The 26,374-nt window shown below is 70.1% G+C and carries 27 protein-coding genes and 1 other RNA gene; 5 read left to right on the top strand and 23 right to left on the bottom strand.

Going from position 1 to position 26,374, the window contains the following annotated elements:
• Nucleotides 1–46 precede the first annotated feature (46 nt).
• From E8A49_RS10805 to E8A49_RS10720, 18 genes are all read right to left on the bottom strand, one after another.
• Nucleotides 47–1,303, bottom strand: coding sequence for a metallophosphoesterase (locus tag E8A49_RS10805; RefSeq protein WP_293380426.1), 1,257 nt, complete (start codon nucleotides 1,301–1,303; stop codon nucleotides 47–49).
• Between the two features lie 57 nt (nucleotides 1,304–1,360).
• Nucleotides 1,361–2,455 (bottom strand): undecaprenyldiphospho-muramoylpentapeptide beta-N-acetylglucosaminyltransferase, encoded by a 1,095-nt coding sequence (murG, locus tag E8A49_RS10800; RefSeq protein WP_293380423.1) that lies wholly within the window; start codon nucleotides 2,453–2,455, stop codon nucleotides 1,361–1,363.
• Between the two features lie 12 nt (nucleotides 2,456–2,467).
• Nucleotides 2,468–3,679: a putative lipid II flippase FtsW gene (gene ftsW / locus E8A49_RS10795; protein WP_293380420.1), complete on the bottom strand. Its 1,212-nt coding sequence runs from the start codon at nucleotides 3,677–3,679 to the stop codon at nucleotides 2,468–2,470.
• The gene (gene murD, locus E8A49_RS10790; RefSeq protein ID WP_293380418.1) at nucleotides 3,676–5,085 is read right to left on the bottom strand and encodes a UDP-N-acetylmuramoyl-L-alanine--D-glutamate ligase; all 1,410 of its coding nucleotides are present in this window, start codon (nucleotides 5,083–5,085) and stop codon (nucleotides 3,676–3,678) included. The genes ftsW and murD overlap by 4 nt, the downstream gene beginning before the upstream one ends.
• A gap of 18 nt (nucleotides 5,086–5,103) precedes the next feature.
• The gene (gene mraY, locus E8A49_RS10785) at nucleotides 5,104–6,219 is read right to left on the bottom strand and encodes a phospho-N-acetylmuramoyl-pentapeptide-transferase (RefSeq protein WP_293380415.1); all 1,116 of its coding nucleotides are present in this window, start codon (nucleotides 6,217–6,219) and stop codon (nucleotides 5,104–5,106) included.
• On the bottom strand, nucleotides 6,219–7,616 hold the full coding sequence (gene murF, locus E8A49_RS10780; RefSeq protein ID WP_293380412.1) for a UDP-N-acetylmuramoyl-tripeptide--D-alanyl-D-alanine ligase: 1,398 nt from the start codon (nucleotides 7,614–7,616) through the stop codon (nucleotides 6,219–6,221). Before murF ends, mraY begins: the two co-directional genes overlap by 1 nt.
• Nucleotides 7,609–9,069, bottom strand: a complete 1,461-nt coding sequence (locus E8A49_RS10775; RefSeq protein WP_293381025.1) for a UDP-N-acetylmuramoyl-L-alanyl-D-glutamate--2,6-diaminopimelate ligase — start codon at nucleotides 9,067–9,069, stop codon at nucleotides 7,609–7,611. Before E8A49_RS10775 ends, murF begins: the two co-directional genes overlap by 8 nt.
• A 5-nt stretch (nucleotides 9,070–9,074) precedes the next feature.
• Nucleotides 9,075–10,829 (bottom strand): penicillin-binding protein 2, encoded by a 1,755-nt coding sequence (locus tag E8A49_RS10770; protein WP_366928807.1) that lies wholly within the window; start codon nucleotides 10,827–10,829, stop codon nucleotides 9,075–9,077.
• Entirely contained in the window at nucleotides 10,826–11,269 is a 444-nt protein-coding gene (locus E8A49_RS10765) for a cell division protein (RefSeq protein WP_293380409.1), read from the bottom strand. The genes E8A49_RS10770 and E8A49_RS10765 overlap by 4 nt, the downstream gene beginning before the upstream one ends.
• Nucleotides 11,266–12,198: a 16S rRNA (cytosine(1402)-N(4))-methyltransferase RsmH gene (gene rsmH / locus E8A49_RS10760; RefSeq protein WP_293380406.1), complete on the bottom strand. Its 933-nt coding sequence runs from the start codon at nucleotides 12,196–12,198 to the stop codon at nucleotides 11,266–11,268. The genes E8A49_RS10765 and rsmH overlap by 4 nt, the downstream gene beginning before the upstream one ends.
• On the bottom strand, nucleotides 12,195–12,665 hold the full coding sequence (locus E8A49_RS10755; protein WP_293381022.1) for a division/cell wall cluster transcriptional repressor MraZ: 471 nt from the start codon (nucleotides 12,663–12,665) through the stop codon (nucleotides 12,195–12,197). The genes rsmH and E8A49_RS10755 overlap by 4 nt, the downstream gene beginning before the upstream one ends.
• Nucleotides 12,666–12,960: 295 nt before the next feature.
• An RNA gene (gene rnpB, locus E8A49_RS10750) (RNase P RNA component class A) lies at nucleotides 12,961–13,367 on the bottom strand.
• Nucleotides 13,368–13,467: 100 nt separating this feature from the next.
• Nucleotides 13,468–13,776: a hypothetical protein gene (locus E8A49_RS10745; protein WP_293380403.1), complete on the bottom strand. Its 309-nt coding sequence runs from the start codon at nucleotides 13,774–13,776 to the stop codon at nucleotides 13,468–13,470.
• Nucleotides 13,777–13,892: 116 nt separating this feature from the next.
• Nucleotides 13,893–14,507: an FMN-binding negative transcriptional regulator gene (locus E8A49_RS10740; protein ID WP_293380400.1), complete on the bottom strand. Its 615-nt coding sequence runs from the start codon at nucleotides 14,505–14,507 to the stop codon at nucleotides 13,893–13,895.
• Nucleotides 14,507–15,226: an N-acetylmuramoyl-L-alanine amidase gene (locus E8A49_RS10735; protein ID WP_293380397.1), complete on the bottom strand. Its 720-nt coding sequence runs from the start codon at nucleotides 15,224–15,226 to the stop codon at nucleotides 14,507–14,509. The genes E8A49_RS10740 and E8A49_RS10735 overlap by 1 nt, the downstream gene beginning before the upstream one ends.
• 67 nt (nucleotides 15,227–15,293) lie before the next feature.
• Nucleotides 15,294–16,436, bottom strand: a complete 1,143-nt coding sequence (locus E8A49_RS10730; RefSeq protein ID WP_293380395.1) for an acyl-CoA dehydrogenase family protein — start codon at nucleotides 16,434–16,436, stop codon at nucleotides 15,294–15,296.
• Between the two features lie 62 nt (nucleotides 16,437–16,498).
• On the bottom strand, nucleotides 16,499–17,701 hold the full coding sequence (locus tag E8A49_RS10725; protein ID WP_293380392.1) for an acyl-CoA dehydrogenase family protein: 1,203 nt from the start codon (nucleotides 17,699–17,701) through the stop codon (nucleotides 16,499–16,501).
• Between the two features lie 96 nt (nucleotides 17,702–17,797).
• On the bottom strand, nucleotides 17,798–18,493 hold the full coding sequence (locus E8A49_RS10720) for a TonB family protein (protein ID WP_293380388.1): 696 nt from the start codon (nucleotides 18,491–18,493) through the stop codon (nucleotides 17,798–17,800).
• Nucleotides 18,494–18,601: 108 nt separating this feature from the next.
• On the opposite strand from E8A49_RS10720, the gene E8A49_RS10715 reads away from it, so the two are divergent.
• Nucleotides 18,602–19,336 carry an endonuclease/exonuclease/phosphatase family protein gene (locus E8A49_RS10715; protein WP_293380385.1) on the top strand — a complete coding sequence of 245 codons (735 nt, stop codon included), beginning with the start codon at nucleotides 18,602–18,604 and terminating at the stop codon, nucleotides 19,334–19,336.
• On the opposite strand, the gene E8A49_RS10710 is transcribed toward E8A49_RS10715, so the two are convergent.
• Together E8A49_RS10710 and E8A49_RS10705 are read right to left on the bottom strand one after the other, a co-directional pair.
• On the bottom strand, nucleotides 19,333–20,808 hold the full coding sequence (locus E8A49_RS10710) for a phospholipase D-like domain-containing protein (RefSeq protein WP_293380382.1): 1,476 nt from the start codon (nucleotides 20,806–20,808) through the stop codon (nucleotides 19,333–19,335). The genes E8A49_RS10715 and E8A49_RS10710 overlap by 4 nt on opposite strands.
• A gap of 174 nt (nucleotides 20,809–20,982) precedes the next feature.
• Nucleotides 20,983–21,324, bottom strand: a complete 342-nt coding sequence (locus tag E8A49_RS10705) for a hypothetical protein (RefSeq protein ID WP_293380379.1) — start codon at nucleotides 21,322–21,324, stop codon at nucleotides 20,983–20,985.
• A 178-nt stretch (nucleotides 21,325–21,502) separates the two neighbouring features.
• Here E8A49_RS10705 and E8A49_RS10700 point away from each other — a divergent pair, with 178 nt between their 5' ends.
• The 3 genes from E8A49_RS10700 (at nucleotide 21,503) to E8A49_RS10690 (ending at nucleotide 22,827) form a co-directional block, all read left to right on the top strand.
• Nucleotides 21,503–21,934: a PaaI family thioesterase gene (locus E8A49_RS10700; protein ID WP_293380376.1), complete on the top strand. Its 432-nt coding sequence runs from the start codon at nucleotides 21,503–21,505 to the stop codon at nucleotides 21,932–21,934.
• Nucleotides 21,931–22,188 (top strand): DUF1289 domain-containing protein, encoded by a 258-nt coding sequence (locus E8A49_RS10695; RefSeq protein WP_293380373.1) that lies wholly within the window; start codon nucleotides 21,931–21,933, stop codon nucleotides 22,186–22,188. The genes E8A49_RS10700 and E8A49_RS10695 overlap by 4 nt, the downstream gene beginning before the upstream one ends.
• 90 nt (nucleotides 22,189–22,278) lie before the next feature.
• Nucleotides 22,279–22,827 carry a TIGR02281 family clan AA aspartic protease gene (locus tag E8A49_RS10690; protein WP_293380370.1) on the top strand — a complete coding sequence of 183 codons (549 nt, stop codon included), beginning with the start codon at nucleotides 22,279–22,281 and terminating at the stop codon, nucleotides 22,825–22,827.
• Here E8A49_RS10690 and dusA read toward each other — a convergent pair.
• Together dusA and E8A49_RS10680 are read right to left on the bottom strand one after the other, a co-directional pair.
• A complete protein-coding gene (dusA, locus tag E8A49_RS10685) occupies nucleotides 22,771–23,799 on the bottom strand; it encodes a tRNA dihydrouridine(20/20a) synthase DusA (protein WP_293380367.1) in 1,029 nt (342 codons plus the stop codon). The two genes, E8A49_RS10690 and dusA, sit on opposite strands and share 57 nt — an antisense overlap.
• 22 nt (nucleotides 23,800–23,821) lie before the next feature.
• Nucleotides 23,822–24,343, bottom strand: a complete 522-nt coding sequence (locus tag E8A49_RS10680) for a hypothetical protein (RefSeq protein ID WP_293380364.1) — start codon at nucleotides 24,341–24,343, stop codon at nucleotides 23,822–23,824.
• A 190-nt stretch (nucleotides 24,344–24,533) separates the two neighbouring features.
• Between E8A49_RS10680 and xth the strand changes: the two genes are divergently transcribed.
• Nucleotides 24,534–25,307 (top strand): exodeoxyribonuclease III, encoded by a 774-nt coding sequence (xth, locus tag E8A49_RS10675; RefSeq protein ID WP_293380361.1) that lies wholly within the window; start codon nucleotides 24,534–24,536, stop codon nucleotides 25,305–25,307.
• Here xth and E8A49_RS10670 read toward each other — a convergent pair.
• Nucleotides 25,304–26,347, bottom strand: coding sequence for an ATP-dependent DNA ligase (locus tag E8A49_RS10670; protein WP_293380358.1), 1,044 nt, complete (start codon nucleotides 26,345–26,347; stop codon nucleotides 25,304–25,306). The two genes, xth and E8A49_RS10670, sit on opposite strands and share 4 nt — an antisense overlap.
• Nucleotides 26,348–26,374: the final 27 nt, after the last annotated feature.

Here is a 26,374-nt window from a genome sequence, read left to right as displayed (position 1 = left end):
CGGTGCTAGCGCATTGCCGGCGCAGGGGAAACCATCGCGCGAGGCCTCACGCCGCGACGCAGGCCAGCCGCCCGGCGCGCAGGGTGCAGCGGGCGATCACCTTGTCGGTCAGGTCGTGGAAGACGCCCACCCAGTCGTCGGCGGCGCCCTGCCCCACCCGGTCGAGGACGAAGTAGCCGAAGCGGTCCATGGCGAAGGCCGGGGTCTCCGCGCCGTCCACCGGGATCGTCGCAATGACCGGCGTCGCGGCCTTGTTGGAATCCAGGATGTCGCCGCCGGTGCCGACCACCAGCTGGCTCGGCCGGCCGGCCACCGCGTCCAGGCTGTAGAAGGTGTGCAGGTGGCCCGCGACGATCATCTCGGTTTGGCCCAGTCCCGCGGTCCTGACCGCCTGGCGCTCGTTGGCGTTGCCGCCGGTGTCGGTGAGCAGCGAACCGGCGCGGAACACCTCCCAGAGCGGGCGGTGGGTCACCAGCCAGACCGGCGTGGCCCCGGCGGGGATCGCCTTCAGATCGGCGGCGAAGGCGGCGGTCTGGTCGGCGTTCAGGTGGGTGTCGTCGGGGTCGGCGCTGTCCAGCACCGCCAGGCGCGCCCCGCCGATGTCCACGGCGAAGGTGGCGCTGTGCCCGGCCGGACAGGCCAGCGCCTTGGGATCGGCGTCGAGCAGCCGGAACCAGCCCTTGCCGCCGCGCTGGCAATCCTCGTGGTTGCCGCGGGCGAAGACCCAGGGCGCGGCCTTCAGAAGGCCCTGGGCCGGATCGAACAGCTCGGCCTTCCAGGTCAACCACTTGTCGCCGTAGGGGCTGCCGGCGCAGCCGCCCATCAGCGGCGGGCACGGGGTCTCCCGGTAGTAATAGTCGCCCACATGGATCACCAGGTCCGGCTTCTGGGCGGCGGCCAGGGCCGCCACCTTGGCGAAGGGCCAGCCGCCGACGGGGTCGTTGCAGTCCTGGACGACGGGCCCCTTCAGCCGGCAGCCGCTATCGCCCAGGATCACCAGGCGCTGCGGCCGGGCCTTGGGCAGCGGCAGGGCGACGCCCTCCACCGAGGCGTGCTTCGCGCCCTTGGGCAGGGGCGCCTCGCAGATGCGGTTGGCGAAGGCTTCGTCGGGGCCGGCGCGCAGGCTCATGGCGCGCGGCTTCCCGTCGACATCGAGCGCGGGACAGGCCGATCCGTCGGACACGGCGCGGACTTCGGCGCCCGCCCCGGTCATCTGCACCCAGGCGGCAGCCGGCGCCGCCGCGACGACCGCCGGAAGGCCCATCACGCCCAGGACGAAGAGGATGGCCGCCGTGCGCCGCATGAAACATCTCCCGGCGCGAGGCGCGCCCGCGAAACCATAGCCGCGCGCTCGGCGCCGTTACAGCCGCGCCGTCTCTTCCACGACGTCGGCGAGCCGCTCGGCGGCGTCCGGGATGGACACCGCACGGGAAGCCGCGGCCATGCGCGCCAGGCGCGCGGGGTTGCTCAGCAGCTTCTCCAGCGCGCCGGACAGGCTGGCCACCGTCAGCTGGCTTTCCCGGGCCACCTCCGCCCCGCCGGCGTCGGCCAGCAACTTGGCGTTCTGGCCCTGGTCGTCGTCGAGCGCGATGGCCAGCGGCACCAGGATGGCCGGCCTGCCGGCCACCGCGAACTCGCAGACCGAGCCCGCGCCGGAGCGGCCGATCACCAGGTGGGCCGCGCCCAGGCGGCTCGCCATGTCGCGGAAGAAGGGCGCGATCTCGGCGTCGACCACGGCGTTGCGATAGATGCGCCGCGCGGTCTCCATGGACTCCGGCCGCGTCTGCTGCTGGACCGCCAGGCGCTGGCGCAGCCCGTCGGGCAGGGCGGCGATGGCCTCGGGGACCAGCTCGGACAACAGGCGCGCGCCCTGGCTGCCGCCGGTGATCAAGAGGCGGATCGGCCCGTCGGCGGTGGGCGGAACGTAGGGGACCTCGGCCAGGGCGCGGATCGCCGGGCGCACCGGGTTGCCGACCACCGTGGCCGCGGCGGCCACCTGCGGCGGGGCCTTCAAGAGCGTCGGGAAAGCGCAGGCCACCCGGGTCACATGGCCGGCCAGCATGCGGTTGGCCCGGCCCATCACCGCGTTCTGCTCGTGGATCAGGCAGGGCCGCTTGTCGAGGATCGCGCCCACCAGGGCCGGCGCCGAGGGGTAGCCGCCGAAGCCCACGATGATGTTGGGCCCGATCTCGCGGTAGGCGGCGCGCGCCTGCATGGCCCCGCGGAAGACCGCCAGGCCGGCGCGGACCATGCCGATGGGGTCGCCGGGCCTGTAGGTGGCGGACGACAGCGGAATGTGCCGCTCGGCCGGGAAGTCCTGCGCCAGGCCCGCCACCCGCTCGTCGGAGGCCAACACCACCGACCAGCCGCGGGCGATCAGCGCCTCGGCCAGAGCCTGGGCGGGGAACAGGTGCCCGCCGGTGCCTCCGGCGGCCAGGACGGCTGTTTTGCGCATGCTGTTCCGCGCTTAAGCGAACGCGCCGGCCTTGGCGAGCCCTTCGCCGACCGTATAGGCGCCCGGCCGGCGGCGGGTGAGCGCCAGCGCCAGGCCCAGTGTCAGCCCCATGGCCAGCATGGAGGAGCCGCCGTAGCTGATGAACGGGAGGGTCATGCCCTTGGTCGGGATCATGTCGAGGTTCACCGCGACGTTGATGATCGCCTGCAGGCCCACGAGGACGAAGAGCCCGGCCGCCGCCACCTGCTCGAAGGGGTCCGACAGCTTCATCGCCCGGTAGAGGCCGCGCACCACGATGATCGTGAACAGGGTCACCACCAGCATCAGGAACACCAGCCCGAACTCCTCGGCGCCCACCGAGAGCGCGAAGTCGGTGTGGGCGTCGGGGATCGAGCGCTTCAGCACGCCCTCGCCGGGGCCCCGCCCGAACAGGCGGCCGGCGGCTTGCGCCACACGGGCGGCGTCCACCTGGTGGGTGTCGGCCTTGTCGGGCTGCAGGAACTTGTCGACCCGCGAGGCCACGTGGGGCAGCAGGAAATAGGTCGAGCCGAGGCCGGCCACGGCGACGACACCCAGGCCCATCACCCAGGACAGCGGCACGCCGGCCATCCAGAAGACGGCCCCGAAGGTGGCGGTGATCAGCACTGTCTGCCCCACGTCCGGCTGCATCAGGAGCAGCGCCACGGGGATCAGGTAGAGGGCGAAGGCGATGGAGACGCCCGGCACGCCCTGCCCCTTCTGGCCCTCGGAGAACATCCAGGCGACCAGCACGATCAGCGCCGGCTTCATGAATTCCGAGGGTTGTAGGGAGAAACCGCCGAGCTCGATCCAGCGGGTGGCGCCTTTGGCGTTGTGGCCCAGGAACGGCAGGGCGACCATCACCGCGATGGCGATCAGCCAGATGAAGAAGGCGCTTCGCTTGACGGTCTTGACGTCGAACATCGAGGTGACGACCAGGATCGCCGCCGCCGCCGCGGCGAACACGCACTGGCGCACGGCGAAGTGGAACGGATCGCCGATGTTCATCCGCGCCGCCGCCGCCGGACTGGCCGCGAAGGCGATGACCACGCCCACCGCGATCAGCAGGGCCACGACGCCCAGCATCCAACGGTCCACCGTCCACCACCAGACCCCGATGGCGCTGCGGTCGGAGCGCGCGAAGGCGTGGTGCGCCTGGGCGCGCGAGGCGGGAGCTCGGTTCTGATCGGGCGTGGCCGCGGTCATGCAGCACCTTTGGCAGCATGGACGAGTCGTTGCACGGCGGCTCTGAAGGCCTCGCCGCGCGCTTCGAAGTCCGGATACTGGTCGAAGGAGGCGCAGGCCGGCGACAGCAGGACGACGGCGTCCTGGCCGCTGGCGGCCGCATCGGCGTAGGCCTGGGCCACGGCGGCGTCCAAGGTCCCGCACTCGGCGAAGGCTGCCTTGCCCTCCAGGATCTGGGCGAAGGCGGCGGAGGCCTCGCCGACCAGATAGGCCTTGGCGACCCGCGGGAAGAGGTCCTCCAAGGGCGCGATCCCGTCGGTCTTCGCCCGGCCGCCGGCGATCCAGTAGGCCTTCGGATAGCTGGACAGCGCCTGGCGCGCGGCGTCGGCGTTGGTGGCCTTGGAGTCGTTGACGAAGCGCACGCGGCCGAGGGTCGCCACCGTCTCCATCCGGTGCGCCAGGCCTGGGAAGGTCAGGAGGTGCTCGGCCGCCTCCTGTGGGTCGATGCCCAGGCCCTTGGCGGCGGCGTAGGCCGCCGCGGCGTTCTGCCAGTTGTGGCGGCCGGGCAGCGAGCGGGCGCGGTTCAGGTCGGCGACCTCCTGGGCGCGTTCCCCCGTCGCGTCATAGAGCAGGCCGTTCAGCACATAGATCCCGCGTCCCATGGCCTTGGACGCCGAGACCGGCACGATGGTGCGGCGGTTGGCGGCGGTGATCTCGGTGCAGATCTGCTGGCCCCAGGCGTCGTCCACCCCGATCACCGCGGTGTCGCCCTTGCCCTGGTTGGCCAACACCCGGCGCTTGGCGGTGACGTAGCCCTCCATGGAGCCGTGCCGCTCCAGGTGGTCGGGCGTGATGTTGAGGATGACAGTGACGTCGGCGTGCAGGCTGGAGGTTAGGTCCAGCTGGTAGGAGCTCAGCTCCAGCACGTAGACCGCGCCGCCGTGCATGTCCTCCAGGTCGAGGACGCCGATCCCGATGTTGCCGCCGATGCGCACGTCGCGGCCAGCCTGGGCGCAGACATGGCCGATCAGGGCCGTGGTGGTCGACTTGCCGTTGGTGCCGGTGATGGCGACGATCTTCGGCTTCTTGTGCTCCGGCGCCGCGTTCACCGTGCGGGCGAAGAGTTCGACGTCGCCCACGATCTCGACGCCAGCGGCGCGGGCCTTCTCCACGGTCCAGTGCGGCGCCGGATGAGTCAGCGGCACGCCGGGCGACAGCATGACCGCGGCGAACTGCGACCAGTCGGCGGCGGTGAGGTCGACCAGCGGCAGGCCCTCGGCCTCCGCCGCGGCGCGGGCCTCCGGCTTTTCGTCCCACAGCGCCACCTGGGCCCCGCCGGCGATGAGGGCGCGCGCCGCCGCCAGGCCCGTGCGGGCCAGGCCGAACACGGCGACCGTCCTGCCTTCGAAGCCGCGGACCGGGATCATGGCTGCGCTGTCCCTCCCTTACCGCAGCTTCAGCGTGGCGAGCCCGAGGAGGGCCAGCATGATCGAAACGATCCAGAAGCGGATCACGACGGTCGATTCCGACCAGCCGAGCTTCTCGAAGTGGTGGTGGATCGGGGCCATCAGGAAGATCCGGCGGCCGGTGCGCTTGAACCAGGCGACCTGGATGACCACCGACAGGGTCTCGGCCACGAACAGGCCGCCGATGATGCCGAGCACGATCTCCTGGCGGGTGGCCACCGCCACCGCGCCGATGCCGCCGCCCAGCGCCAGCGCCCCGGTGTCGCCCATGAAGATCCGGGCCGGCGGAGCGTTGTACCAAAGGAAGCCCAGGCCGGCGCCGATCATCGCCCCGCAGTAGACGGCGATCTCGCCGACCCCAGGGACGAAGTGCAGCTGCAGATAGTTGGCGAAGATGAAGTTGCCGACCAGGTAGGCGATCAGGCCGTACGCGGCCGCGGCGATCATCGCCGGCACCGTCGCCAGCCCGTCCAGGCCGTCGGTGAAGTTCACCGCATTGGCCCCGCCGACGATCACGAAGGCGCCGAACAGCAGGTAGAACCAGCTGAGGTTCAGCACCGCGCCCTTGAAGATCGGCATCGCCACCGAGGTCAAAAGGTTCGGCGCTTCCGGCGGCTTGGCCGCGAAGAGGATGATCAGGGTGATCGCCGCCATGGCGATCAGCGCCTCCAGCACCAGGCGCGTCTTGCCGGAGATGCCGTCGGTGGTCTGCTTGGTGACCTTCGAATAGTCGTCGAGGAAGCCCAGGAAGCCGTAGCCGGCGGTCACCAGCAGCACCGCCCAGACGTAGACGTTGCTGAGGTCCGCCCACAGCAGGGTGCCGACGATCAGGCCGGCGAGGATCATCACCCCGCCCATGGTCGGCGTGCCGGCCTTCTCGGTGATGTGGCGCTGGATGCCCTCGGCGCGGATCGGCTGGCCCTTGCCTTGCTTGGCCTGCATCCAGCGGATGAAGCGCGAGCCCATGGCCACCACGATGAGCTGGGCGGTGAATACCGACATGGCCGTGCGGAAGGTCAGGTAGCGCAGCAGGTTGAGCACCGAGACGTGCCCGTGGCCGCCGGCGGAGACGTGCTCGTAGAGCCAGTAGAACATCAGCCGGCCTCCGCTGGCCGGACGTCGAGGCGCATCAAGGCCTGGGCGATCAGCCCCGCCTTCGATCCGTTCGAGCCCTTCACCATCACCACATCGCCGGGCTCTGCGGCCCGCTCGACCTGCGGGGCCAAGGCCGCCGCCGTCTCCGCGTAGCCGCCGCGCCGAGTCGAAGGAAGCGCGTCCCAGAGGGATTTCATCAGGGGCCCGGCGGCGAACACCAGGTCCACATGGGCGTCGGCCAGGGGCTCCGCGAGGGCGGCGTGGAAGCCTGCGGCCTTCGGCCCCAGCTCCAGCATGTCGGTGAGCGCGACGATCCGCCGCCCCGCCGTCCGCCGCGCGCCCAGTGTGGCGATGGCCGAAGCCATGGAGACCGGATTGGCGTTGTAGCTCTCGTCGATCAGGGTGAAGGCGCCGCCGGCCAGATGCACCGTCCGCTCCGCGCCGCGCCCCGCCAGCGGCTCGAAGCTGCCCAGCGCCGCCAGGCCATCGCCGAGGTCGACGTCCAGGGCCTCCAGCATCAGGAGCACGGCCATGGCATTGAGGCCCCAGTGCATGCCGGTCTGCAGGATCGGGAAGTCGAGGCCCTTGCCGTGGAAGCGCGCCTGGACGACCGCATGATCGCCCGCGCCCTGGAAATCGATCAGCCGGGCGTCGCAGCCCTCGGCCCGGCCGAAGGTGCGCACCTCGGCGCCCCGGGCGCGGGCGGCGTTCTTGAGCAGGCCGAACCAGGCGTTGTCGGCGTTCAGCACCGCGATCCCGCCGGGCTCCAGCCCGTCGAACACCTCGGCCTTGGCGCGGGCCACGCCCGCCTCGCCGTCGGTGAAGTTCTCGGTGTGGACCGGCCCAACGGTGGTCACAGCCACGGCGTGTGGGCGGACCATGGCGGTCAGCGGGCGGATCTCCTCGGCGTGGTTCATGCCGATCTCGAACACCGCGCGCTCGGTGTCGCGCGGCATGCGCGCCAGGGTCAGCGGCACGCCGATGTGATTGTTGTAGGACTTGACCGAGGAGTGCGCCCGGCCCGCCAGCATCAGGCCCGCCATCACCGCCTGGGTGACGCTGGTCTTGCCCACCGATCCTGTGATCGCGCCCCGGCGGGCCGCGGGCGCCCGGTCGCGGGCGGCGGCGCCCAGGCGTTCCAGGGCCTGCATCGTGTCCGCCACAATTACCGCCGAGCCTGAGACCGGCTGGGAGGCCAGGACGCCGGCGGCGCCTTGGTCTCTCGCTTGGTCTACGAACTCGTGGCCGTCGCGGACGCCCCCCAGGGCCACGAACAGGTCGCCGGGCTCCAGGGTGCGGGTGTCGATGGAAACGCCGGTGGCGGCAAAGGCCCTGCCCTCTAGCCGGCCGCGGGTGGCCTGGACGATCTCGTCGGAGGTCCAGAGCGGGTCAGGCATCGCCGGCCGCACTCCGCAGGGCCTGCGCGGTCTCGGTCACGTCGTCGAAGGGATGGACCACGTCGCCCACGATCTGGCCCTGCTCGTGCCCCTTGCCGGCGACCACCAGGATGTCGCCCTCCGACAGCAACCGCGCCGCCTCCCGAATGGCCTCATGGCGGTCGCCGATTTCCTTCGCGCCTTTCGCGCCGGTCAGGATCTCGGCGCGGATCGCCCCTGGAGCCTCGCTGCGCGGGTTGTCGTCGGTGACGATGGCGACGTCGGCCAGCTCCGTGGCGATGCGGCCCATCAGCGGGCGCTTGGTGCGGTCGCGGTCGCCGCCGGCGCCGAACACCACGATCAGTTTGCCGCGCACGTGCGGACGGAGCGCCGCCAGCACCGTCGCCAGCCCGTCCGGCGTATGGGCGTAGTCCACATAGGCCTCGCCGCCACGCGGACCGGCGCCCACGCGCTGCAGCCGCCCGGGCGCACCCTCCAGCCGCTCCAGCCCGGCGAAGGCCTCCTCAAGGGTAAGGCGCGCCGCCACTACCAGACCCGCCGCCACCAGGGCGTTGGAAGCCTGGAAGGCGCCGGCGAGCGGCAGGATGACGTCGTAGGCCTTGCCGTCATGGGCGATCTTCAGCCGCTGGCCGGCCGGGGTCGGCGTGCGCTCCAGCAGCGTCAGGCCCTGGCCGGCCGCACCCACGCTCATCACCGTCTGGCCCGCCGCCACCGCGGTCCCGGCGAAGGCGGCGTAGGCGTCGGAATCGGCGTTCAGGACGGCGGTCCTGCCGCGGCTCAGCAGGGTCTCGAACAGGCGCAGCTTGGCCGCACGGTAGACGCCCATGGTGCCGTGATAGTCCAGATGGTCCTGGGTCAGGTTCAGGAAGCCGGCGGCGGTCAGCTTCACCCCGTCCAGGCGGCGCTGGTCGATGCCGTGCGAGGAGGCCTCCATGGCCAGGTGGGTGACGCCCGACTGCGCCAACTGCGCCATCAGTTCGGCCACATCGGCGGCGTCCGGGGTGGTCAGGCCCGGCGGCGTGATCTGCGTGTCCGCCGCGCCAGGGGCGGAGACCCGCACGCCCAGGGTGCCCATGCTGGCGGCCTTGAAGCCGGCGTGGGCGAACATCTGGCGGCAGAAGCCGGCCACCGAGGTCTTGCCATTGGTGCCGGTGACGGCGACGCAGGTTCCCGGCTGCTGGGCGCCCCAGAAGGCCGCGGCGGCGAGCGCATAGGCGCGGCGCGGGTCGGCGGCGATCACCAGGGGGGCGCCCACGCCCTCGATCTCGCGGCCGGCCAGGATGGCGGCGGCGCCCTGCTCCAGCGCCCGCGGCGCGAAGCTCCGCCCGTCGACCTTGGCGCCCGGCAGGGCGGCGAACAGCCAGCCCGGCCGCACCTTGCGGCTGTCGGCGGTGACGCCCTCGATCTGCGGGTCGACCGAGAGGTCGCGCTTGACGAGGTCGGAGAGGCGCATCGGGGTCAATGTTCTTCCCCCGCTGAGGCGTTGGGGTCGGCGGCCGTGTAGGGGTTGGTCTCGGCCCGCTTCTGGACGCCCAGGAAGGGCGCGATCCGCTCGATGATATGGCCGGCCGCCGGGGCGGCGACGATGCCGCCGGTAGGGTCGGCGCCGGTCTTGTCGCGCTGCGGCTCATCCAGCAGCACCAGGACGAAGTAGCGCGGATCGCTGAGCCGCCCGTCGGTGGGGAAGACCGCGGCGAAGGACGAGACCTGCTTGGTGGTCGAATAGCGCCGCGCGGCGGCGTCCCACTTGTCGCCGGTGCCGGTCTTGCCGCCGACGTTCAGGCCCGGGACGTTGGCCGACTTGCCGGAGCCGCAGGGGCAGGAGACGTTGGAGCGCATGATCTGCAGCAGGGTGAGCGCGGTGCTTTCCTGCACCATCCTGGGCCCGTGCACCACAGTTCCCGCCGGCAGCTTCTTGATGGTCAGCGGCAAGAGCTCGCCGCCGTTCATCAGGCCGGAATAGGCCCGCGCCACGGCCAGCGGGGTCACGTTGATGCCGTGGCCAAAGGAGGTCGAGGCGATGGCGTCCTCGTTCCAGATGCGCGGCGTCAGCGGCCGGGCGGTCTCGAGCAGCTCGGTCTTCGCCGGCTGGGTCAGGCCGAAGCGGTCGAAGTAGGCGTGCAGCCGCTCGGGTCCGATGGCCTCCCCCAGCCGCGCGGTGCCGATGTTGGAGGAGTGCTGGAACACCTCCACCAGAGTCAGGACGGCGTGGGTGGCGTGGTAGTCGTGGATCGTCCGATACCCGAGCTGGAACGGGTGGGTGGCGTCGAAGGTCGAGGACGGCGTGGCCACGCCGGTGTCGAGGCCGGTGGCGACGGTGAAGCCCTTGAACGTCGAGCCCATCTCGTAGATCGCGTTGGCCGCCTTGTTCTGGCGCGCGTCCAGACTGAAGGCGCCGGGCTTGTTGGGGTCGAAGGTCGGATAGTTGGCCAGCGCCAGGATCTCGCCGGTGTGGACATTGATCACCACGCTGGCCGCGCCCTTCGGATGGAACTGGGCGACGGCCTTGTAGAGCTCGTCCTCCACAGCAGCCTGGATGCGCAGGTCGATGGAGAGCGGCACGGACCCGCCGCTGGCGGCGGCCTCGCGGACCTCGTCGTTCAGCGCCGCCTCCGCGCCGGCCAGGCCCTGGCCGCCGGTGTCGGCGAAGCCCACTAGGTGGGCGGCGGTGTAGCCCAGCGGATAGACCCGCTTCTGCTCCGGCTCGAAGCTGACGCCGGGCAGGCCCAGGTCGTGGATCTGGGCGCGGACCTCCGGCGTCAGGCCGCCGATCACGAAGGTGCGGCGTCCAGCCCTCAGGGCCTTCTCCAGCCGCTCGGGCGTCAGGTCCGGCAGGGCCGAAGTCAGCACGTGGCGGGTCTCGCCGGTGTCCCAGATCTCGCGCGGGTCGATGTAGAGGCCGTAGTGCAGCAGGTCGGCGGCCAGCATCTGGCCGTTGCGGTCGACGAGGTCGGCGCGCGCCGCGCCCATCGGCGGGGCGTAGGCGTCGCCCTCCGCGACATGGGAGAACAGCGCCGCCCGGGTCGCCCCGATCGACAGCACGATGAAGCCCAGGGAGAACAGGCACAGGACGAAGAAGATGCGGATGCGGGTGTCGTCCTCGGCGCGGCCTGAGGCGCGGGCGCGCTCGAAGGCATGCTCCAGGCGCCACATCAGCCCCGACAGGCGCCGGGAGAACCAGGAGGGTCCGAAGCTGAGCTGGCCAAGGCTCATTGCTGCGTGACCTTGGAGCCGGCCAGGTCGGCGACCTGGGTGGGCACGGGCAGCGGCGAGGCCGGCTGGGCCGGCGCGATCAGGATCGGGTCGGGCGTCGGGGCCACGGCCTTCACCGGCATCGCCAGGGGCTTCTGGGCGAGCTGCGGCAGGTCTTCCAGGTTGGCGACGCGCTTCTCGCTGACCGGCGCCAGGTTCAGGTAGGTCTCCGACAGGCGCTCGATGCGGGCCGGCTGCTCCAGGTGGCTGACCTCGGCCTGCAGGAGACGGATGCGGGCCTTCTCGGCGACGATCTGACGCTCCACGGCGGCGATCTTGGCGCGCTCGCCGCCGGCCACGGTCTTGGCTAGGTAGACGCCCAGGATCAGCATGGTCAGCAGGCCCAGCGCCACCAGGTCGACCAGGCGGAAGCCCCGCACCCTGCGATTGAGCCAGTTCATGCCGCAGCCCTCCACACCGGCGCGGCGGTGCGCACCGCCGCTCTCAGCTTCGCCGACCGGGCCCGCGGGTTCGCCGCCAGCTCCGCGTCCGACGGCCCATGCGCGCCGTTGAACAGCAGCCGGAAGCTCGGCGCCGCGGCGGCTTCCACCGGCGGCGCGTGGCGCGATCCCGCCGGCGTCCTGCCCGCCCGCACCGACAGGAAGGTCTTCACGATTCTGTCTTCCAGCGAATGGAACGTGACGACGCAGAGGCGCCCGTCCTCCTTCAGCGCCCGCTCGGCGGCCGCGAGACCCGCCTCCAGCTCGGCCAGTTCCTCGTTCACCGCGATGCGCAGGGCCTGGAAGGAGCGGGTCGCCGGATGGACCTTGGCGCCGCGCCGGCCGCCCAGGGCCTTCTCGATGAACTCAGCCAGCTCCAGGGTGCGGCTGAACGGCTGCTCCTCGCGGCGGCGCACGATGGCGCGGGCGATGCGGCGGCTCTCGCGCTCCTCGCCGTAGACGAAGAGGATGCGGGCGAGCTCGGTCTGTTCGGTCTCGTTGACCAGGTCGGCGGCGGTGAGGCCGGAGGCCGCCATCCGCATGTCCAGCGGCCCGTCGCGCATGAAGGAGAAGCCGCGCTCGGCCTCGTCGAGCTGCATGGACGAGACGCCGATGTCCAGCACCACCCCCTCGACGGCGCCCGCGCCGGTCTCTTCGTCCAGTTCGGAGAAGCGCCCCTCCACCAGGCGGAAACGGTCGGCGGGCAGGCCCTCGGCGAAGCGCCGGGCGGTGGGATCCCGGTCGAAGGCGATAACGCCGGCGCCCTCGGCCAGCAGGGCGCGGCTGTAGCCGCCGGCGCCGAAGGTCCCGTCCACCAGGGTCTTGCCCGCGGCGGGCGCCATCGCGTCCACGACCTCGTTCAGCAGGACGGGGATGTGCGGCGCGGTCATCCGGCTGCCTGCCCCAGCTTCGCCGCACGCTGCTGGGCGCGCAGGGCGGCGAGACCTTCGCGGGCCACGTCGCGCTGGGCGGCGCGGTGCGCCTGGAAGGCGTCGCGGTTCCAGATCTGGAAGCGGTCGCCCAGGCCCACCACCGCGACCCAGTCGGTCAGGCCGAACTGCTCGCAGAGCAGCTCCGGCAAGGTGATGCGCCCGGCGGTGTCATAGGAGAGCTGCGCCATGCCGCCGAGGACCGAGACCTCCAGCGCGCTGCGGATCGGGTCGCCGAACTCCAGCTCCTCGACCAGGCCGACATAGCGGTCGAACAGCGCCTTGCCGCCGCCTTCGATGCAGTCGGCCTCGATGGAGGGAAAGCAGAAGACCCCGTCGAACGGGCCGGCCGTCTGGGCGCGGAAATCCTGCGGCACGACGATCCGCCGCTTCCCATCCAGCTGTTTCTCGAAGGTCGAGAGAAACACCGCCAAGCCCCGAATTCGGGCAGCCCCACCAGCCGCCCCGTCCTCGCCCGCCAACAGCCGCCCCAACCGCGTCCATTTGGTTAGCGAAGTACGAATGGGGTATCATGGGATGAACTGGGAGTAAATGACTCCAAATGACCTTTTCCCTGAGAAACCAAGCCTTCCACCGCAAGTATGGTTAATTGGAAGTTCTTATCCACAGAACATACAGCGAACTTTGGCCACATCTGTTAACAAACGGAGCCGTAGGGCCGGCGCCGGTGTCATTGCGTCCCAGTGGCGGATGGCGGAGGTGGGGACCAGACGGCCTGTAAGCCGGGTTCTGTGCCGCCCGCCGCCGAAGCGCCGGACGCGACGATCATTCCTCTGGACCGCCCCTCGCGGGACGGTTCTCGCGACCTACCCGGACCGCTCAGGCCTACGACAGCCCTACCCTCCTTGCGGAAGGCGCACGGTCCCTATTCGGTCTTGCTCCTGGCGGGGCTTGCCATGCGGCGACTGTTACCAGCCACCCGGTGGGCTCTTACCCCACCCTTTCACCCTTCCCGCCCAGGACCCACGAGGGGCCGGAGGGCGGAGGTTTGCTTTCTGTGGCGCTATCCCTGGGGTCGCCCCCGGCGGGCGTTACCCGCCGCCATGTCGTGGTGGAGCCCGGACTTTCCTCGACCTCCTTGCGGAGACCGCGATCGCCCGGCCGTCTGGTCCGGGGCGGAACCTGAGGGCTTGAGCCCGGCAGGTCAAGTTTCGGCCGGAGCGCCGGGGCCGCGGGGCGCGCGGTCCCGGCGTCACACCGCAGGTCAGATCAGCTCTTGATGTGGCGGTGGATGCGGTTCTCCTGATGGTTCAGGCGGGCGGCCTGGACGCGGGTGAGGTGGCCGGTGGTCCGCACGTCGCGGGCGATCCGGTGGTCGGCGGCGAGCAGGCGATGGGCCTTCATCGGGCTGATCTTGCCAGCGCGCTCGGCGGCGCGGATCTCATGCTTCTGGGCGTGGACGCGGGCGAGGACTTCCTGCTTGGCCGGCTGGATCGGCTGGGCGTCGGCGGTAGCCGCGGCGCCGGCGAAGCCGACGATGCCCAAGGTCAGGATGAGGGCGGTGCGCTTGAGGTTCATGACTTGGTTCCTTCGAGGGTCTAGCCGCTTGCACGTCGGCTAAGGGTCGGCGCCAAGCCCGCACAAGATGCGGTCCGCGCTCTGAACCCGATCTGATGACTAGGAATTCTCGCCGTTCAGGCTGCGGGCGGAATTGTGGCGTGCATCAGGCCCGCGATCGGATGGTCGCCCAGGGCGGCCGCGACGCCGGCCTGCTGATCGGCCGTCTTGTTCTGAGAGAGCTTGGAGGTCCCCTCCAGCCGCTCGACGGTCAGCCGGGCGCCGACGATGCCGCGCAGCATGGCCTCGAAGCGGCCCGGCGACATCTTGTCCCGCGTCCAGGGCGGCTTGGGCGCCAGCCTCGCCTCTTCCTGGGCGGAGAGCCGGTCGAGCAGATCGATCAGCAAGGCCTCGTCCATGGCCGTCACCGGCCCCTCGGCCTCGACGGTCAGGTAGTTCCAGGTCGGCACCTGGTCCGGCGCGCCGTACCAGTCGGGGCTGACATATGCGTCAGGGCCCAGGCTGACCGCCACCGCGCGGAATCCGCCCGCCAGGAAGGGCGCCAACGCATTACCGCGCGCCAGGTGGAAGTCGAGGTAGAGCGCGCCGTCGGCCTCGGTGACCACCACCGGCGCATGGGCGACGCGCGGACGGCCGTCCGGCGCCGCGCAGAGGGTCACGAACGGCTGGATGCGCAACAGGGCCTGCAAGGCGTCGCGGTCGGTCACATGGAAGAGCGGCGCGGGATGCATCAGCCGGCCAGCCGCAACAGCGCGATGAGCTGGGCGCGGGTCTCGCCGTCGGCGATCCCGTCCACCTGCCGCGGGCGCCAATGGCGCTGGAAGGCGGTGACCACGTCCGCGGTGGCCGCGTCGAACTGGCCCGATGGCGGCAGGTCGTAGCCCAGCCGGGTGAAGCCGGCCTGCAGGGCGAAGACCGCCGCGCTCTGTTCGCCCTGCGCCAGCGGCGCGCCGGGCGCGGGCGGGGCCTCGACCCAGAGGCCATGGCCAGCCTCGGCCAGGCGCTTCCAGGGGAACAGCTCGCCCGGGTCTTGCTTGCGGCCCGGCGCCACGTCGGCGTGGCCCACGATGCGGTCGTCGGGGATCATCCAGCGGCTGCGGATATCCGTGATGAGGGAGACGACGGCCGCAACCTGCGCCTCGGGGAACGGCCGATAGCCGAACTCGTGGCCCGGATTGACGATCTCCACCCCGATGGAGACGCCGTTGATGTTCCGCTCGCCCTTCCAGTAGGAGACGCCCGCATGCCAGGCGCGCCGCTCCTCTGGGACCAGGCGGAAGATGCGCCCGTCCTCCTCGACCATGTAATGCGATGAGACCTTGGCCTCGGGATCGCGCAGCCGGTCCAGCGCTTCCGGCCCGGTGCGCATGCCGGTGTAGTGCAGCACCAGGATGTCCGGCGGGGCGGTGCGCGCGTCGAAGTTGGGGCTGGGCGCCTCGATGAAATCCATGCCCCAGACTTAGGGCGCCCCGCCGCCCTGGTCACGCCTCCCCGCCCGCACCCAGCGGGTGAAGAGGTCAGGCCGCCTGGCCGAGGCTCAGGAACTCGTAGCGGGCCAGGTGGTGGTCGGTGGACCCGAAGGCGCTCTCGATCATGGTGGCGCGCTTGAAGTAGTGGCCGATGGCCATCTCGTCGGTCATGCCCATGCCGCCGTGCAGCTGGATGGCGTTCTGGCCGACGAACTTGCACGCCTTGCCGATCTGCACCTTGGCGGCGGCGGCGGCCTTGGCCCGCTCCGCCTCGTCGCTGAGCTTGATGGTGGCCATGTAGGTCATCGAGACCGACTGCTCGACCTGGATGAACATGTCGACCATGCGGTGCTGCAGCACCTGGAAGGCCGAGATCGGCTGGCCGAACTGCTTGCGCTGGCGGGTGTACTCCAGCGTCCCCTCATGCAGCTTGGCCAAGACGCCGCAGGCCTCGCCGCAGGTGGCCACGACGGCCTCGTCCACCACCTTCTCGATCAGCGGCAGGGCGTGGTTCTCGGGGCCCACCAGGGCCGAGCCGTCGACCTTGACGTTCTCCAGCACGACCTCGGAGGCGAGGTGGCCGTCGACCGTCGGATAGTCCCGCGTCGTGACGCCGGCCGCGCCCTTCTCGACGATGAAGACGCTGATCCCCTCGGCGTCGCGCTGGCCGCCGGCGGTGCGGGCGGTGACGATCAGGTGGGTGGCGTAGGGCGCGCCGATCACGACCGCCTTCTGGCCGTTCAGGACATAGGACCCGCCCTCCTTCTTCGCCGTGGTCTTCAGGTCGGCGAGGTTGTAGCGGCCCTGCGGCTCGGCGTAGGCGAAGGCGAAGATCGCCTCGCCGGCGATGATCTGCCCGATCAGCGCCTCGGCCTGTGGATAGCCGGAGTGCTTCAGGAAGCCGCCGCCGATCACCACCGTGCCCAGGTAGGGCTCGACGACCAGGGCGCGGCCCATCTCCTGCATGACAACCAGGTTCTCGACCGGCCCGCCGCCCAGGCCGCCCAGCTCCTCGGCGAAGGGCGCGCCCAGGATGCCCAGCTCCTCGGCGAAGGCCTTCCAGATCGTGGGGCTCCAGTGCGGCGGCGCCTTCAGCATCGCCCGGCGCTGGTCGAAGGAATAATGGTCGGCCAGATAGCTCGCCACGGTGTCGCGCAGCATCGACTGCTCGTCGGTGAAGTTGAAGTCCACGGGGCTACTCCGGCAGGCGTTGTCGGTCAGAAGGCGGTCGGTCGGGCGTCGACGGCGAGGCTCTAGAGCCCCAGCACCATCTTGGCGATGATGTTGCGTTGGATCTCGTTGGAGCCGCCGTAGATCGAGGTCTTGCGGCCGTTGAACATGTCGCCGGCCAGGCCGACGGCATACTCGGGGCCGACGCCGGCGTTGTGGCCGAGGTCGCGCAGGAACGGCGCGCCGTAATGGCCCACGGCCTCCAGGGCCAGTTCCTGCAGGCGCTGCTGGATCTCGGTGCCCTTGATCTTGAGGATCGAGCTTTCGGGGCCAGGGCCCTTGCCGCTGGATTCGCCGGCCAGGGTGCGCAGCTCGGTGAACTCCAGGGCCGTCAGGTCGATCTCCAGCTCGGCCACCTTGCGGCGGAAGAAGGCGTCGCCCAGCAGCGGGCCGCCGGCGTCGGAATGCTCGGTGCTGGCGATCTCACGCAGCTTCTCGAGGTTGCGCTTCGACCGCGCCACCCCGGCGATGCCCGAGCGCTCGTGCGCCAGCAGCGCCTTGGCCAGCGTCCAGCCCTGGTTCTCGTGGAACACCCGGTTCTCGACCGGCACCTTCACATTGTCGAGGAAGACGTCGTTCACCTCGTGGCCGCCCTCGAGCGTGATGATCGGTCGGACCGAGATCCCCGGCGTCTTCATGTCGATCAGCAGGAAGGAGATGCCGGCCTGCGGCTTGGAGTCGGGATCGGTGCGGACCAGGAAGAAGCCCCAGTCGGCGTATTGGCCCAGCGTCGTCCAGGTCTTCTGGCCGTTGACCAGGTAGTATTCCTTGCCGTCGTCGCCGGTGATGCGCTCGGCCTTGGTCTTCAGGCTGGCCAGGTCGGAGCCCGCGCCCGGCTCGGAATAGCCCTGGCACCACCAGACCTCGCCGTTGTAGATGCCCGGCAGGAACTTCGCCTTCTGCTCGTCGGAGCCGAAGGTGTAGAGCACCGGCGCCAGCATGGAGACGCCGAACGGCAGCGGCGGCAGGGTCTCGGCCCGCGCGCTCTCCTCGGACCAGATGTACTTCTGGGTCGGGGTCCAGTCGGTCCCGCCGTACTGCTTCGGCCACGAGGGCGCGACCCAGCCCTTCTTGGCCAGCACCTTGTGCCAAATCAGGTACTCGGCCTTGGTCAGCGGCCGGCCGCTATCCTGCGCCGCGCGCAGTTCGGCCGGATAGTTCTCGGCGATGAAGGCCCGCACCTCTTGCCGGAAGGCGTTCTCTTCGGGGCTGAAGTTGAGGTTCATGGCCATCTCCCGGGCGGGCGCATTTACGGCGTATCGCCGACGCGCTGACCATACGCCGGAAGGATGCGGCGAGGGAAGATGACGCTTACGTCAACGTCACCTAGGAATGATGAAATAGAACGGCACCCTGACGGGACCAAAGGCAGTTGGAACACCATCTGTCAGGTGCGGCGCTGTCTTAACTTTGGAAGCGAGCTGGACGGCTGTTGACCCAAAGTCATAGTCCTTCGGCTCTTCGGATTCGATCCCGCAATCGCCCAGAATTCCTGTCGCGGCGATTGTGCACCGGAGCATCACTTTCCCCTGCACCCGCTCTGCAAGAGCTCGGTCCGGGTAATAGTGGAACGTGTGATCGTTGGCCGGCGTCACAAGGGGAAGTTTAGCCGTCACGGTTATAGCTTGCATCGTGAGAAGCGGCTGAGCCGGGTCGGATGTCGCTGAAGACTGCGGCAGTGCGAAGGTGATCGGGATATCTACAACGCCGCCAGCCACAGCAGCGCCGTCACGCGTGCGCGGTTTCATTTTGAACTTGGCCGACATAGCTAGGGCGGCGTCACCGAAGCCTTGGCCCGTTGGATATTCGGTCGTCACCCGGCATTTGATCAGCCCGCCGGCGTTGCTCACCTCACAACGAATAGATGCGCGCCCGTCTATATTCGCGGCCAATGCCGCCCTTGGATAGGATAAAGCCAAGTCGCGCCCCGTTGGCTTTTCCGCCCAACCCGGATTGGTGATGACGGATGGCCCCGTCGCCGCAGCCTGCATCAAGGCTGCCGCCAGCATCCCCAGCATCGTCGTCCCCCAACGCCCAAGCCCGACCATGAGGCGAACCGAAGGGCGCGGCAACCGTTCCCAAGCCTTGCCAGCGCCCGCCAACCGGCGCACGCCTGATGGGGAGCCATGCCGAGGATCGTCACCTACAACGTCCACCGCTGTGTCGGGAACGACCGCAAGCTGGACGTCGGCCGGGTGGCGGACGTCCTGGCGCAGCTCGAGCCCGACATCGTGGCCCTGCAGGAGCTGGACGTCGGCCGCGCGCGCACCGGTCATGTGGACCAGGCCCATCAGATCGCCGAGCGGCTGGACATGGCCTGCCATTTCAACGCGGCGCTGACGGTCGAGGAGGAACGCTACGGCGACGCGATCCTGACCGGCTTCCCCGAGCGGCTGGTGAAGTCGGGTCCCCTACCCGGCTACGGCCCGATCCCGCAGCTCGAGCCGCGCGGGGCGCTGTGGGTCGAGGTGGAGATCGACGGCGCGCCGGTCCAGATCATCAACACCCACCTGGGCCTGGTGCCGCGTGAGCAGCAGATCCAGGCGGCCTTCCTGGCCGGCCCGACCTGGCTGCAGCATCCCCACTGCCAGGGCCCGAAGATCCTGCTGGGCGACTTCAACGCGACGGCCACCTCGGTGGTCTACCGCACCTTCCTGAAGGGGCTGTCGCCGGCCCGGCGGCTGGCCAAGACCCAGACGCCCACGGCCACCTTCCCCTCGCCGCTGCCGGTGCTGCGCATCGACCACCTGTTCGTGAGCCCGGAGATCCGGGTGACCGACGTCTTCGCGCCCTTCGCCCCGATCACCCGCGTGGCCTCCGACCACCTGCCCCTGGTGATGGACTTCGAGGTGGCGGGCTAATCGTCCAGGCTGGCGATGGCCGCCGGCGCGCCCAGGAACTGCATCTCGCGCACCGCCTGGTAGAGCCGCTCGCGGCGGCGGCCGGGGTTCCAGGAGTCCTTGGTGTCCTGCGGGTCGCCCAGGTGGTACTGGGCCACGAACTCCCCGAAGGCGGTGACCTTGGGCGGCTCGATGGGGCGCAACCGGCCCGCGCGGTTGAGCGCGTCGATCGCCGGGACTAGGCCGCCGAAGTCGATGCGGGCCTTGCCGACGGCGTCGCCGGTGAGGCCCATGAAGTGGCCGACCAGCCGGTCACGGAAGGCCGCGATGGCCAGGCGCGTCCGCGGGTCGTCGCTCTCCACCGCCAGCTCGCACTCGGTGTCGAAGCCGCCCGAGCGGTTGTTGAGGTTGGCCGAGCCCACGCGCACCACCCGGTCGTCGAAGACGCTGGTCTTGGAGTGGACGATGATGGTGTCGCCCTTGGCGGTGGCTGGCCAGAAGGCCCGGAAGCGGCCGAAGACGTCGGCCGAACGCAGCCGCCAGATCATCGCGCCGCGCGCCCGGTCCATGGTCAGGTGGTCGAACCAGCTCGGCGCATGGCCGGTGGAGACCAGCACCACCTCCGGCCCGTCCGGCTCGGCCAGCCGCGCGGCGATCGCCTCGGTGATCAAGGGCGAGGTGAAGTACTGGTTCTCCAAGTAGATGATCTCGCGGGCCTGGGCGATGGCGGCCAGCGACAGGCGGCGGATCTCGTCCACCTCCTCCTGCGCCTTCCAGGCCGGCACGGTGCGGGCGATGCCCACCTCCACGTCCGTCAGCGCGGCCGGCACATGGTCGGGCCAGGGATCGCCGCCGGCGTCCTCGGGCGGGGCCACCGTCTCGCCCGTGGCCTTGGCCCAGCGGATGCGGCAGAGGTCGCCCAGCGCCGCGGCGGCCGGCCCGTCCACCAGCATCATCACCTCGTGGCGGGGCGCGTGGTAGTCCTGGTCCGGCATGATCCGCCGCGGGTCGTCGTCGCGGTGACCCGGCGTGTCCCAGCGGTCCACCGAGATGTCGCCGCCGCCGCAGAAGGCGATCCGGTCGTCGATCACCAGCACCTTCTGATGGTGGCAGGCGCCGAAGGGCACGTGGTCGTCCAGCCAGAACTTCACCGGCGAGCCCTTGAACCACCGCCGCGCCCGGTGCGGGAAGAACTCCTGCTGAGCGGCGATGGCGAAGGCCGAACGCCAGATCAGCAGGCGCACGTCGAGCTCCGGCCGCGCGCGGGCCAGCTCGATCAGGATGCGGCCCACCTCGTCCGGGTCGTCAGGGCCGTCATAACCGTCGGGGAACAGCCGGGTGCGCGGGTCGAAGCCCCAGCCCAGCAGCAGCACCGAGCGGCGCGCGTTCTGCAGGGCGTCGAAGACAGCGGCGAAATAGGCCTCGGAGTCCACCAGGAAGGCCGCCCGGTCGGAGCGCGCCGTGCGCCAGCAGGTGTCGCCCGGCGTCAGCAACGCAGGCCTGGTCCCCGAACTCAAAGCGACACCGCCCCTTCCACGCCCCGTCCGTCCTCAACACGGAAGACCGAAGCCGAAGCCCGGGTTCCCCGCAAGGAAAAGCGCGCCGACCTGGGGGGTTCGGCGCGCCGGCTACAGATCAGCCGAGTGGGGCGAAAGCGCGGTCGGTCGTCAGCGGGCCGAGGCGGTCACCTTGCCGCCGCTCATGAAGGCCATGCAGGGCCCGTTGAGTTCGGCTGTCAGGCGGTCCTTGGCGTCGTCGTGGCTGGCGTCGCGCTTGGCGCGCTGCATTTCGTCCTGGGCGCGCGTGTAGATCGGCGTGGGCTGGATCGCGCCCTCGCTTTTCACCAGGGCGTCGAGGCTGGAGGTGTTGGCGGTGGCGCCGAGCCCTTCGGCCAGGCCCTTGCAGCGGGCGGCCTTGATGTAATCGACGGCGGTCAGGTGATCGGCGGCGATGGCGCTTCCCGCGACAGCGAGGCCGAGGGTCGCCAGAATGATAGCAGCGGTTTTCATGAATGTTTCTCCCTCAGGATAAGCCCCGGCCGGAAACTGGGCGCTCACCTGCAGAATCTCAAATTAATTGGAGGCAATGAACAGTATTTAATGTTTGGCGTAACAGTGACATCGAATGGTGTTACTTATGACTATAATTTACTTGTCCAGCTTCCGCCCCGGTTGCATGTAAGGGGCTATGGCCACGCCGAACCCTGTTCTCGACGCCGCGGGCGTCAACGCCCTCTTGCGCAAGGCCTTCCCCGACGCCGCGCCGGTCGCCTTCCCCACCGTGACCGAGGTCGCGCCGGGACGGGTGAAGGTGGTGGCGGCCTATCGCGAGGGCCTGCTGCGGCCCGGCGGCGTGATCTCGGGGCCCACCCTGATGTCGCTCTCCGACACGGCGGCCTACGCCCTTGTGCTGGCGCACATCGGCGACCAGTTGATGGCGGTGACCTCGGCCCTGAACATGAGTTTCCTGCGCGGCGCGGTCCCCGGCGACCTGCACGCCGAGGCGCAGCTGCTGCGGCTCGGCCGCCGCAACGCCGTCTGCGACGTCAGGCTCTGGACAGAGGGGCCGGACCGGCTGGCGGCCCAGGCCATCGTCACCTACGCTCTGCCGCAGCCATGAGCGAACGCCCGCCCCTCAAGCCGACCTTGCCGCCGCCCGCCCCGCCCGGCGGCCCGCCCAAGGCCATCGCCACCCCTTGCATCAAGGTCTGCGTGGTCGACGGGGAAAGCGGCCTCTGCATGGGCTGCTACCGCCAGCTCTCTGAAGTGGCGACCTGGTCGCGGTTGAGCGACGCGGAACGAGCGGAAATCATGGCCCAGCTGCCGGCGCGCCGCAGCCGCATCCGTCCCGACAAGCTGGCCATGTTTGGTTAAGCCTGCATCTTCACCGCTTCAAAACCTCACCTGGGTTAGTTTCGGCTCAGAACAACAGGTCAAAATGGCCGATGTGGGGTTGCTGAAACAGTGTCCGAGGCCCTTAAATTCACTCTGGTGACGAGCCTGGCGGCCCTGTCGGCCGTGGTCAGCGCCGAGACCATTCTGATGGTCTCCCACCGCCTGCCGGAGCTGCGGGCCGCTGAGGCGGCGACCTCTGGGCCGATCATCGCGCCCATGCCGGTGTCGACGCCGACCCCGCCGCCCAGCGAGCCTCAGGCCGAGATCCGCAAGGCCAGCGACGGCCACTATTGGGCGCAGGGCGAGGTCAATGGCGCCAGCGTGCGCTTCCTGGTGGACACCGGCGCCACCGCCGTGGCGCTGACGCCCGGCGACGCGCGGCGGCTGGGCTTCGACCTGGCCGACCTGAAGTACGGCTACACGGTCACCACCGCCGCCGGCCAGGCCCGCGCCGCGGCCGTCAAGCTGGCCAAGGTGACGGTGGGCGGGGCGACGCTGACCAACGTCGACGCCCTGATCATCGACAAGGGCCTCGACACCTCGCTGCTCGGGATGACCTACCTAGGCCGCCTCGCCAGCTTCCAGGCGACGCGCGAGACGCTGATCCTGAAGCCCTGATCCGTCTGAAAAACCTGAGACGGCCGCCAGCGCGGCGTCGACCACCTCCAGACCCGCGCCGGGCTTCACGCCTTCCACCGTCAGGATGCGCCGCCAGGTCCGCGCGCCCGCGAGGCCGTGGAACAGGCCCAGCATGTGGCGGGTCATGGCCGCCAGATGGGTCCCGGCCGCCAGTTCGCGGGCGATGTAGGGGCGGTAGCGTTCGACCGCCTGCACCGCGCCCACTGTCTCGCCCACGCCGAACAGCCGCCGGTCGGCTTCGCCCAGCAGGCCCGGGGTGTGATAGGCCGCGCGGCCCAGCATGACGCCGTCGACGTGCGCCAGATGCGTCTCGGCCTCCGCCAGCGAACCGATCCCGCCGTTGATCACCACGGTGAGTTCTGGCCGCTCGGCCTTCAGCCGCCAGACCAGGGGATAGTTCAGCGGCGGGACGTCGCGGTTCTCCTTGGGCGACAGGCCCTTCAGGATCGCCTTGCGGGCATGCACCACGAAGTGGCGCACCCCGGCCGCGGCGCAGAGGTCGACCAGGCGGAACAGGCTCTCCTGCGGGTCCTGGTCATCGACCCCGATGCGGCATTTGACCGTCACAGGGACCTTCACCGCGGCCCCCATGGCCGCCATGCACTCGGCCACCAGCTCCGGCTCGCGCATCAGGCAGGCGCCGAAACGGCCCGACTGCACCCGGTCGGACGGGCAGCCGACGTTGAGGTTGATCTCGTCGTAGCCCTCGGCCTCGCCGATCCGCGCCGCCGCCGCCAGGTCCGCCGGCTCCGACCCGCCCAGCTGCAGCGCCACCGGATGCTCCGCCGGATCGAAGGCCAGGAGCCGCGCGCGGTCCCCGTGCAGGATCGCGCCCGTCGTCAGCATCTCGGTGTAGAGCACCGCGCGGCCCGTCAGCATCCGGTGCAGGACCCGGCAATGCCGGTCGGTCCAATCCATCATCGGCGCTATACTAAGTAAATGATGTTTCATTTCAGTTAGTTAGTGAGATACTTCAACAAGTTGGATGAGCGATTTCATCCTCGATTTTGCGACGTTCTACGCCCCGATTTGCCAACTTTCGACGACTGACTGCACGGGATTTGCACGCGGAAATAGCCACGATCCTCCGAGAAAAATCCGGTGCCTGGCGCGTCCAGGTCCGGCGGAAGGGCCACTCTATCAGTGAGACCTTCATCCGGCACGAGGACGCCAAGAACTGGGGCGTCGACGCCGAGCGGGCGATCGACCAGGGCCGGCCGCCCGTCCGTTCGAAGATCGGCAAGCCGCAGACGTTCGGCGAGCTGATCGACCTCCATATCAGCGACATGAAGGAAGTGGGCAAGGCGCCCGGCCGGTCCAAGAGCCGCTCGACATGCTCAAGCGCCGCCTCGGCCGGAAGACCTTCGTCGAGATCGACCGCGAGTGCGTCGTGAAGTTCGGTCGCGACCGCTCGAAGGAAGGCGCGGGGCCGACCACTATCGGAATCGACGTCGGCGTCATCAAGCTGGTCATTCAGCACGCGGCTGCGGTGCACGGCTTACTTCGCCGGCGCCCGCCGCGACGGCGCGATCGAAACCCAGGAAACCCACTTTGGCGATGTCGGGCGCGGCGCCGTACGGGTCGCCTGCCTGCGTCAGGCGCTCGCCATCCTTGAGCGGCTGATCGGCTAGACGACGCGCCGGTCACAATGTGCAACGCCGGGCCGGCTCGAACGTATTCGTCGCGTGCGCATCGCCACCTTCAACGTGAACGGGATCAATGGCCGCCTTCCCCAGCTGTTGGAATGGCTGGCCGAAACGCAGCCGGATGTCGCCTGCCTGCAGGAGCTGAAGGCGCCGCAGGAGCGCTTTCCGCTGAGCGAGATCGAGGCGGCCGGCTACGGCGCGATCTGGCATGGGCAGAAGGGTTGGAACGGGGTCGCGATCCTGGCCAGGGGCTCTACGCCCATCGAGACGCATCGCGGCCTGCCCGGCGACCCGGAAGACGTCCAGAGCCGCTACATCGAGGCCGCCGTGGACGGCTTGATCGTCGGCTGCCTCTACCTGCCGAACGGCAATCCGGCGCCGGGGCCGAAGTTCGACTTCAAGCTGCGGTGGTTCGAGCGCTTCAGCGAACGCGCCGCCGGCCTCCTGAAGAGTGGCCACCCGGTGGTCCTGGCCGGCGACTACAATGTCATGCCCACCGACCTCGACGTCTACAAGCCCGAGCGGTGGCTGGACGACGCCCTGTTCCGGCCGGAAGTGCGCGCCGCCTACAAGGCCCTGGTGGACCAGGGCTGGGCCGACGCCCTGCGCCAGATGCATCCGGGCGAGCGCATCTACACGTTCTGGGACTACTTCCGGAACGCCTACGGCCGCGACGCCGGCCTGAGGATCGACCATCTTCTGCTCAGCCCCACAATCGCCAAGCGCCTTGTGGCGGCCGACGTCGATCGCGAATTCCGGGGCCGGGAGAAGGCCAGCGACCACGCGCCCACCTGGATCGAATTGCGCGACTAGACCGACAGGGCCTCGCCCAGCAGGCTGGCGGATTCCGAACGGAGCTGGGCGAGCGTGCATTGCCGCGGCGCCTTGTCCGGCCGCCAGCGCAGCAGCGTGGTGCCGTGGCGGAAGCGGTCGCCGGTGACGTGGTCGTAGCGCACCTCGACCACCAGCTTCGTCTTCAGCGGCGTCCAATCCGCCGAGCGTCCGTTGCTCCAGCGGCTTGGGCCGCCCGGCGCGTCGCCGGTGAAGCCCGGGCCGCCGGCCAACGCCTCCAGCCGTCTCGTCAACGCCGGACGCTCGGCGTCGGAGATCGCCGAAGTGAAGCCCACGTGGTCGAGCTTGCCCGTCTCGTCGTAGAGGCCGAGCAGCAGTGAGCCCACCTGGGTGCTATCGCGCTCATAACGGAAGCCGCCGACCACGCAGTCGGCGGTGCGCAGGCGCTTGATCTTCAGCATGGCTCGCTCGCCGGACTGGTAGGACCCGTCAAGGCGCTTGGCGACAACGCCGTCCAGGACCGCGCCGGTCTGGGCGAGCCACGCCTGGGCTTCAGCCAGGTCATCGGCCCTGGGCGACAGGCGGACATGCCCGGCACCGCCGAAGCGCTCGAACAGGACCTCTAGCTCCGCACGGCGTTCCGATAGCGGCGCGTTGGTCAGGCTTTCGCCGTGGGCGTCCATCAAGCAATCGAACAGGACAAGGGTGGCGGGCGTCTCCGCGGCGAGCTTGCGAACCCGGCTTTCCGCGGGGTGCAGCCGCATCTGAAGGGCGTCGAAGGACAGTTCACCGTTCACCGGAATGGTCAGTTCGCCGTCGACGATGAAGCGCGCCACCGGCAGCGCCCGCAGGACAGCGACCACGTCCGGAAAATAGCGGCCCAGCGGCTTGCCGGATTTCGCCCGCAGCTCGACCTGGTCGCCGCTGCGGAACGCCAGGCACCGGAAGCCATCCCACTTGGGTTCGAACCGCCAGCCGCCCTCCGTCGGCAGGACGGCGACGAGCTTGGCCTCCATGGGCGCGAAATCGAGGGCGAGCGGCAAGCCGGGAAGCGTGGTCATCGCCCAGCCCAACGCGTGGATCGGCCG

This window comes from Phenylobacterium sp., assembly GCF_004799515.1.
In the GTDB taxonomy this organism is placed as follows: Bacteria; Pseudomonadota; Alphaproteobacteria; order Caulobacterales; family Caulobacteraceae; genus Phenylobacterium.
The sequence above is the reverse complement of the archived record's forward strand: the minus strand, read 5'-3'. Positions and strand labels throughout refer to the sequence as shown.

Bases quoted from the DNA above. Each gene is read 5' to 3' on its own strand.
- E8A49_RS10765 (WP_293380409.1), bottom strand. From the start codon at position 11,269: ATGAACTGGCTCAATCGCAGGGTGCGGGGCTTCCGCCTGGTCGACCTG.
- E8A49_RS10745 (WP_293380403.1), bottom strand. From the start codon at position 13,776: ATGAACCTCAAGCGCACCGCCCTCATCCTGACCTTGGGCATCGTCGGC.
- E8A49_RS10720 (WP_293380388.1), bottom strand. From the start codon at position 18,493: ATGCTGGGGATGCTGGCGGCAGCCTTGATGCAGGCTGCGGCGACGGGG.
- E8A49_RS10725 (WP_293380392.1), bottom strand. From the start codon at position 17,701: ATGAACCTCAACTTCAGCCCCGAAGAGAACGCCTTCCGGCAAGAGGTG.
- murF (WP_293380412.1), bottom strand. From the start codon at position 7,616: ATGCCTGACCCGCTCTGGACCTCCGACGAGATCGTCCAGGCCACCCGC.
- E8A49_RS10770 (WP_366928807.1), bottom strand. From the start codon at position 10,829: ATGAGCCTTGGCCAGCTCAGCTTCGGACCCTCCTGGTTCTCCCGGCGC.
- E8A49_RS10735 (WP_293380397.1), bottom strand. From the start codon at position 15,226: ATGGATTTCATCGAGGCGCCCAGCCCCAACTTCGACGCGCGCACCGCC.
- E8A49_RS10670 (WP_293380358.1), bottom strand. From the start codon at position 26,347: ATGACCACGCTTCCCGGCTTGCCGCTCGCCCTCGATTTCGCGCCCATG.
- ftsW (WP_293380420.1), bottom strand. From the start codon at position 3,679: ATGACCGCGGCCACGCCCGATCAGAACCGAGCTCCCGCCTCGCGCGCC.
- mraY (WP_293380415.1), bottom strand. From the start codon at position 6,219: ATGTTCTACTGGCTCTACGAGCACGTCTCCGCCGGCGGCCACGGGCAC.
- dusA (WP_293380367.1), bottom strand. From the start codon at position 23,799: ATGAAACATCATTTACTTAGTATAGCGCCGATGATGGATTGGACCGAC.
- E8A49_RS10775 (WP_293381025.1), bottom strand. From the start codon at position 9,069: ATGCGCCTCTCCGACCTCGTCAAGCGCGACCTCTCGGTCGACCCGCAG.
- murG (WP_293380423.1), bottom strand. From the start codon at position 2,455: ATGCGCAAAACAGCCGTCCTGGCCGCCGGAGGCACCGGCGGGCACCTG.
- E8A49_RS10700 (WP_293380376.1), top strand. From the start codon at position 21,503: ATGGCCACGCCGAACCCTGTTCTCGACGCCGCGGGCGTCAACGCCCTC.
- E8A49_RS10705 (WP_293380379.1), bottom strand. From the start codon at position 21,324: ATGAAAACCGCTGCTATCATTCTGGCGACCCTCGGCCTCGCTGTCGCG.
- E8A49_RS10805 (WP_293380426.1), bottom strand. From the start codon at position 1,303: ATGCGGCGCACGGCGGCCATCCTCTTCGTCCTGGGCGTGATGGGCCTT.
- E8A49_RS10740 (WP_293380400.1), bottom strand. From the start codon at position 14,507: ATGCATCCCGCGCCGCTCTTCCATGTGACCGACCGCGACGCCTTGCAG.
- E8A49_RS10715 (WP_293380385.1), top strand. From the start codon at position 18,602: ATGCCGAGGATCGTCACCTACAACGTCCACCGCTGTGTCGGGAACGAC.
- murD (WP_293380418.1), bottom strand. From the start codon at position 5,085: ATGATCCCGGTCCGCGGCTTCGAAGGCAGGACGGTCGCCGTGTTCGGC.
- rsmH (WP_293380406.1), bottom strand. From the start codon at position 12,198: ATGACCGCGCCGCACATCCCCGTCCTGCTGAACGAGGTCGTGGACGCG.
- E8A49_RS10695 (WP_293380373.1), top strand. From the start codon at position 21,931: ATGAGCGAACGCCCGCCCCTCAAGCCGACCTTGCCGCCGCCCGCCCCG.